4 protein-coding genes and 1 pseudogene are annotated in these 6,881 nt (G+C 59.5%); 2 read left to right on the forward strand and 3 right to left on the reverse strand.

What is annotated here, in order from left to right; translation table 11 throughout:
- Positions 1–221 (forward strand): annotated as a pseudogene (locus VNS12_RS01875) (hypothetical protein); the annotation flags it as partial.
- On the opposite strand, the gene VNS12_RS01880 reads toward VNS12_RS01875, so the two are convergent.
- A complete protein-coding gene (locus VNS12_RS01880) occupies positions 196–1,566 on the reverse strand; it encodes an MATE family efflux transporter (RefSeq protein WP_325486146.1) in 1,371 nt (456 codons plus the stop codon). The pseudogene VNS12_RS01875 and the gene VNS12_RS01880 sit on opposite strands and share 26 nt — an antisense overlap.
- 472 nt (positions 1,567–2,038) lie before the next feature.
- On the opposite strand from VNS12_RS01880, the gene VNS12_RS01885 reads away from it, so the two are divergent.
- Positions 2,039–4,474: a TonB-dependent receptor gene (locus VNS12_RS01885; RefSeq protein ID WP_325486147.1), complete on the forward strand. Its 2,436-nt coding sequence runs from the start codon at positions 2,039–2,041 to the stop codon at positions 4,472–4,474.
- A 482-nt stretch (positions 4,475–4,956) separates the two neighbouring features.
- Here VNS12_RS01885 and VNS12_RS01890 read toward each other — a convergent pair whose 3' ends face one another.
- Both VNS12_RS01890 and VNS12_RS01895 read right to left on the reverse strand, forming a co-directional pair.
- Entirely contained in the window at positions 4,957–6,627 is a 1,671-nt protein-coding gene (locus VNS12_RS01890; protein WP_325486148.1) for an MFS transporter, read from the reverse strand.
- Positions 6,624–6,881: amidohydrolase family protein (locus tag VNS12_RS01895; RefSeq protein WP_325486149.1), on the reverse strand; the 258-nt coding region annotated here is incomplete at its 5' end. The genes VNS12_RS01890 and VNS12_RS01895, both read right to left, overlap by 4 nt.

Here is a 6,881-nt window from a genome sequence, read left to right on the forward strand (position 1 = left end):
TCAATGCGCGCATCCTCAATGATAGCGATCAGGAGCTCTCGGTGCCACCTGTTGTCGTCGAACTGCGAGACGATCAGGGGCGGCTGGTGTTCAGCTGGATGACCAAGGCGGACCGCAACAAGCTCAAGCCCAATGAGGAAGCGCGGGTTTCCGAAAGCCGGCTGGATATTCCTAAAAACGCCCGCAATCTGGAACTCAGATTCGTCGATAGCGCGAGCTGACTTGCCAGAAACGCGCACCTTGTAGCAACATCGCGGCGACCATGCCGATGGCCGATGCAAGTGCCAGACCGGCCGACCCCCAGCCGAAATGCCAGCCGGCCCAGCCCGCCGCGCTCATCGCGATGAAGAAGGCGACGATGCCGTTGAAACCGGCCGCCACCTGATCGCCCAGCGAACGCAGCGCCGCCACGAAGATGGCCTGAATGCCGTCGGCGAGGATGAAGGGTGCGAGGATCAGAACCATCAGCGTGGCTTCCCGCGCCACCGCGGCATCGGCGGTGAGGCCGTTTACGATTGGCCTTGCAAGCAGCAGATAGACAAGCACGACGCTGCCCATGATGACCATGGAAAGGGCGCAGGCAATGAGCGTGCGGCTGCGCGCCGTCCAGGGTTCGCCCGTGCCTACTGCGTTGCCCACGCGCACGCCCGCTGCCGAGCCGAGGCCCAGCGCCAGCGCGAAGCCGATATTGTGCAGCGAGAGCATGACCTGAAAGGCGCCGGCGATAACATCACCCATCCATGTCGAAAGAATGATGAGGAAGGAGAAGCCGAGCACTTCCATTGCCGCGCCGACACCAGGCATGATGCCGAAGCGGATGATCGCCGGAATGCCTTTGAAGGCTTGCCGCCATGCTGCCCGATCCAGCCGGTGCAGGCCGCGCTGCTGTGCGCTGGGCAGCGTCCAGGCAAGCAGCGCCATGGCAAGGCCGCCAATGGTGCCGGCGATCGATGTGGCCAGCGCCGCGCCGACCGCTCCCATTGGCGGGAAGCCGAGATGGCCCAGCGTCATCGCATAGGCGAGCACGGCATTGAGCGGCAGGGTAGCGATGTTGACGTAGAGAACGCGTCGCGGTGAGCTCACGCCTTCCAGAAAATAGCCGCAGGCGATGAGCAGCATCTGGCCGGGCAGGCCGACCATCATGGCGATCAGCACGGCCGAGCCGGGTGCGATCAGGTCAGGCACCACGCCGGTGAGCGCGAGCAGGGGCTCGGCCGCCAGCGCAATGATGATGGCGCTGGGCGTGCCGAGCAGCAATCCGGTCAGCACCGCCTCGCGCCATAGACTGCCGGTGCGCGGCAGATCCCCCGCGCCGTCCGCCCGGCTGGTGAACACCACGATGCCGGACATTCCGCTGAGCAGCAGCATGAGGATGACGAAGTTCAGCACGCGCCCCGCCGCCAGCGCGCCCAGCTCGTCCGTGCCGGCCAACCCCACCACGGCAACGTCGATCAGATGCATGATCGTCCAGTTGAGATTGGTGAGGATGATCGGCCAGGCGAGTCTGGCAATGCGCTGGGCCTCGCTGATGAGGCCCTGATTACTGATCGTGCCGGTGTGCAGCATGGTCGCTCTGTCTGATGTTCCCCAACGGCTGCGTAGGCCGGCTGTTACTTGCGGCGTAGGGCAACGCACGCTCCCTCGTCAGTGAGGTGGGCGATTTAGCGCAAGGCCCAGGATTCGTTGCAGGCCGATACGGAGCGGCTGGCTTGAGGTCCAGCGTTATGAAGGCCTGAGGCTCCGTCATGCCGCTACCGGGACAGTCGATGGTGTTCAGCGGGTGACATCGCGGTACTTTTTGGGCGGCTCATATCGGAAATTAGTTTGCATACAATCTATGATGGGTTGATGTTTACACCTGGGAACAGGCGTAAAAAGCGATTTTCATCCGATAAAATGCAACGGCTATGTTTTTATCACGCACGAAAATAGATTGATGACCAACTAATTTTTAGCTACATTATAAATTATGCAGCCTGAAGCAGGGTTGTTTCGCCAGCGTGATAGCGCGGTGTGAGAGCTGAACAGGAGGGGTGTCATGAAAAAAAGCTTCTATATATCGCTAACGACGGGAGCAGGGCTGGTGGCGCTGGCCATCGCTTCGCCTGGCTCTGCTCAAGATCGACGAGGGGTGGACAGTGACGATGGCGCTCAACCCTATAATCCGCAGGACGATATCATCGTCACGGCGACGCGGCGCGAGGAAAGCATACGGGAGGTTCCGCAAAGCATCGCCGCTTATTCACAGGAGCAGATGGACAAGCAGGGCGTGCGTGATGTGGGCGATATCGCTCGCCTGACCCCCGGCATCAGTTTCAGTCGCACAAATGGTCTGGGGTCGATGATTTCTATGCGGGGCATTTCGTCCGGTGCCGGTTCGGCGACAGTGGGTGTCTATATTGACGATACGCCGATTGCGCAGCGCGCAACGATTGCGTCCGGTAATTTCTCATCCAACGCCTACCCGCAGATTTTCGACCTGGAGCGGGTGGAAGTTCTGCGCGGGCCGCAGGGCACGCTGTTCGGCGCCAGTTCTGAAGGTGGCGCGATCCGCTTCATCACGCCAACGCCGAGTCTGACGCAGATGTCAGTCTATGGGCGTGGCGAGCTAGGCTGGACCGAGGGCGGTGCGAACAGCTATGAGGCCGGGGTCGCCGTTGGCGGTCCGCTGGTAGTGGACAAGGTGGGTTTCCGCGCCAGTGTCTGGCATCGGACCGATGGCGGTTTCGTTGATCGGCTCGATTCCCGCAGTGGCCGGGTCGATGACGAGAACGCCAATGAACAGCGCACGCTGGCGGCGCGGTTTGCCCTGCGTTTCCAGCCGACGGAACGGCTCTCGATTACGCCGTCGGTTTTTTATCAACGGATCAATCTGGATGATATGCAGGCTATCTGGCTACCGAACAACGATCCGCGTTACCAGCATCTGAACTATACCGACCAATCACAAAATAAATATGGCCATGCTTATCCGTTGCGGCAGCCGTTTAATCAGAATTTTGTTCTTCCGGCGTTGAAGCTGGAATATGAAGCGGATGGCTTCGATATTATATCGAACACGTCTTACTATCGACGTAAAGAAGCGGGCGTCACGGACTTTACGCCGTTCGAGGTCCCGATGTGGACGACGATTTTCACGGGCGTTACGGTTCCGTTGCCGGATAACGTAAATGACGTCGCGCCCGGCTTCGACAATCAGAAGAATAATTTTTTCACCCAAGAAGTGCGCATTCAGAACAATAATCCCGATGCGCGTCTCAACTGGACGATTGGTGGTTTCTACTCAAAGAATAAGGTTTCCACCTTCCGCTCTGTCGAGAATAAATTTCTCGGACAATTGCTGCTTGATACGGGCATGATGCCCTGTGCAACCCCGGATGCATGCGTGGAGATGGCCTTTGGCGTGCCGCTTGTGGACGGGCGCTTTTTGTTCGTGGGGGATACCACGACATGGGATACGCAATTGGCTGGCTTCGGCCAGGTCGATCTGCGCTTGACGGACAAGCTGACGCTCACCGGCGGCATCCGTGTTTCTAAAACCAAGTTCAAGTTCGAGAATCTGGCTGATGGGCCGGTCAACGGTCCGCCTGCGCCACGTCTCGACATTGGCAGCAGCAATGAAACGCCGGTCACGGGTATGGTCAGCGTCAGCTACAAGGCGGATAACGGCAATCTCTATTATGCGTCGGTGTCTGACGGCTTCCGGATTGGTGGCGCGAATGTGCCTATCTATAATCAGGGCTGCGACGTGGACGCCGTGGGCGGGGTGCCGACCACCTATGATTCCGACCGTGTGCGCAATTACGAGGCCGGAGCCAAACTCAGCTTCGCGAATAATGCCATTCAGTTTGATGGCAGCGTCTTCCTCATCAAGTGGAAAAATCGCATCGGCAACGTTGCTATCCCGCCTGTGGGGGCTTGCCCGTTGTCCTTCACGGATAATCTGGGGGACGTAACCAGCTATGGTTTCGATATGCTGGTTCGTGTCCGCCCGGCAGCGGGTCTGACACTGACTGCGGCAGTGGGGGATGCCAACGCTACCTATGATGAGGATTTCTTCTCAACCAATACGCAGACCAAGCCAACCGTCTCGAAGGGCGATGCAATCAGTGGGTCCCGGACGACGTTCACATTGTCGGCTGATTATGCATTCCAGCTGAACGCCAGCACCGACCTTTATATGCGCGGCGATTATACCTACACCGGGCGAAATGATCGTGGTTCGGGCCTTAATCCCAATAACGCCGTTTATGACCCTACTGCATCGAATGATCCAGGTCCGACCAACAATGTGGTCAATGCGCGTATCGGCGCGCGCGTGAGCGGGCTGGATATTTCCGCGTTCGTCAACAATCTGTTCGATGAAAATTATCTGATGGATGGCGACGCGCTGGGCTTCGGTAGTCCGCTACATGGCGCTTATCTTTACAATCGGCCGCGCAGCTATGGCGTGACAGTGGCCTATCGCTATTGAGCAATCGGCCGGATTAAAGGGAAGAGGGCGCGTTTATCGCGCCCTTTTTCATGATCGCAATATTTATTAAAGCGTGCAGCGAATGTCAGGCCGGACGTCGCACCTGCATTGTCATGACGCCTTGGCACCGACGGTTACGCAGGATGCGTATAGCGGCCAGCACTGCCTGCATGGTGCGGCCACTCCTGCCGGACGGTTCGCATGGCTGCCTGAGGCGCGGGGTCATATGCATGTGCATGGGGCCGGCTGGCTCCGCCATACGGTAGGCTGATGATTAGCTGAATTAGCGTTTGAACAGGGACGAAGCGGCGCTCGGACCCGTTCAACTGCGGCCGTTTCGACGTGAATGACACCTGTCGATGAAGGTGTGTTTGTCGGTACTCGGCGAAAAAGATTGCCCTCCACCAGACCACCGGGGATCGGTATGGCTGGTGAAGGGCGGCCCGGCTAAATGCTGCTTTTGCCGGGCAGGCGGCTGAACGTTAAATCTCGTCCAGCGCGACATCCTTGCGGTCTTTCAGGAAGATCAGCCCGATGATGACCGTCAGCGCGGCGATGATGACGGGATACCACAAGCCCGCATAGATGTTACCGGTTGCAGCGACGACCGCAAAGGCGGTGGTCGGCAGGAAGCCGCCCAACCAGCCATTGCCGATATGATAGGGCAGGGACATCGCCGTGTAGCGGATGCGTGTCGGGAAAAGCTCCACCAGCGCGGCAGCAATCGGGCCGTAAACCATCGTCACATAGAGCACGAGCAAGAACAGGATGCCGACCACCCGTGGTTTGTTGATGGCCGCCGGGTCTGCCCGCTCGGGATAGCCCGCCGTCGCCAGGGCGGCTCTGACCTCGGCTTCCCATGCGGTTTTCCGTTTCTGGAACACGGCAGATTCCAGCCGCTCACCCCGGAAGCTTTCAATCTGCATGGCGCCGATCTGGATCATGGCGATACTGGCCGGGGCCGCAGCTTCGTTCGAATAGGGAATACCGGTCTGCGCCAGCAAGGTTTTCGCCAGGTCGCAACTTGTCGAAAACCGGCTCTTGCCGACCGGATCGAACTGGAAGGAGCAGTCGGCCGGATCGGCATAGACGATGACCGGGGCGACATAGGCCGCGCGCGCCAGAGCCGGGTTCGCCGCACCGGCGAGGGCATGAAACAAGGGAAAATAGGTGAGCGCGGCCAGCAGGCAGCCGGTGAGAATGATTGGCTTGCGTCCGACCTTGTCAGAGAGCCATCCGAAGATCACGAAAAAAGGCGTGGCCAGCAGCAGCGCGGCGGCGATCAGCAGATTGGTGGTCTCGCCATCAACCTTGAGCGTCTTTTCGAGAAAGAAAAGAGCATAGAACTGGCCGCTATACCAGACGACTGCCTGTCCCGCGGTCAGGCCGAACAGCGCGATCAACACCACCTTCAAATTGCTCCAGCGGCCGAAGCTTTCGGTGATCGGTGCGTCGGAGCCGCGACCTTCCGCCTTCATTTTGCGGAAAGTGGGGCTTTCCTGCAGCTTCAGCCTAATCCAGATCGAGATGGCAAGCAGAATGATCGAGAGGAGGAACGGGACGCGCCAGCCCCACGCCCGGAAAGCCTCCTCGCCCATCAGATTACGGGTGCCCAGAATGACCAGCAGGCTGGCGAACAGACCGAGCGTCGCCGTGGTTTGAATCCAGCTTGTGTAGAAGCCACGGCGGCCGGGTGGAGCATGTTCCGCGACATAGGTCGCCGCCCCGCCATATTCGCCGCCCAGCGCCAGGCCTTGAATGAGGCGCAGGAAGACGAGCGCCAGCGGCGCGGCGACGCCGATCTGCTCATAACTTGGCAGCAGGCCAACCGCGAAGGTGGAAAGGCCCATCAGTGCCATGGTGACGAGGAACGTGTTCTTGCGTCCCCATAAGTCACCCATGCGGCCGAAAACGAGTGCGCCAAGGGGGCGCACCGCAAAGCCGGCGGCAAAGGCGAGCAGAGCGAGAATGAAGCCGGTTGTTTCATTCACACCGGAAAAGAAATGGGCCGTGATGAACAGCGCCAGCGCACCATAAAGATAAAAATCATACCATTCGAACACGGTCCCCAACGCGGATGCGCCAATCACCATCGCGTCCTTGCGGGTCATGGCGGTGGATCTGGCGGGGCCGTCCGTGATCGTTGCGCTCATTGCGCGCCACCCGTCTGCGCGAGCAGTTCCTCGATCGTGTAAAGCTGCCCGGTCTTCATCACCTTGCGGACCTTGCTGGCATTCTTGATGTCCTCAAGCGGGTTGCCATCGACAAAGACGAGATCGGCGATCTTGCCCACTTCCACCGTGCCAAGATCCTTCTCCTGTCCCAGCAAGGCGGCCGGCACGGCGGTGGCGCTGCGCAGCGCCTCGAACGGGGTCAGGCCGGCCTTTACCTCCTGTACCAGCTCATT

It is taken from the genome of Pelagibacterium sp. (genome assembly GCF_035555455.1).
Taxonomy (GTDB): domain Bacteria; phylum Pseudomonadota; class Alphaproteobacteria; order Rhizobiales; family Devosiaceae; genus Pelagibacterium.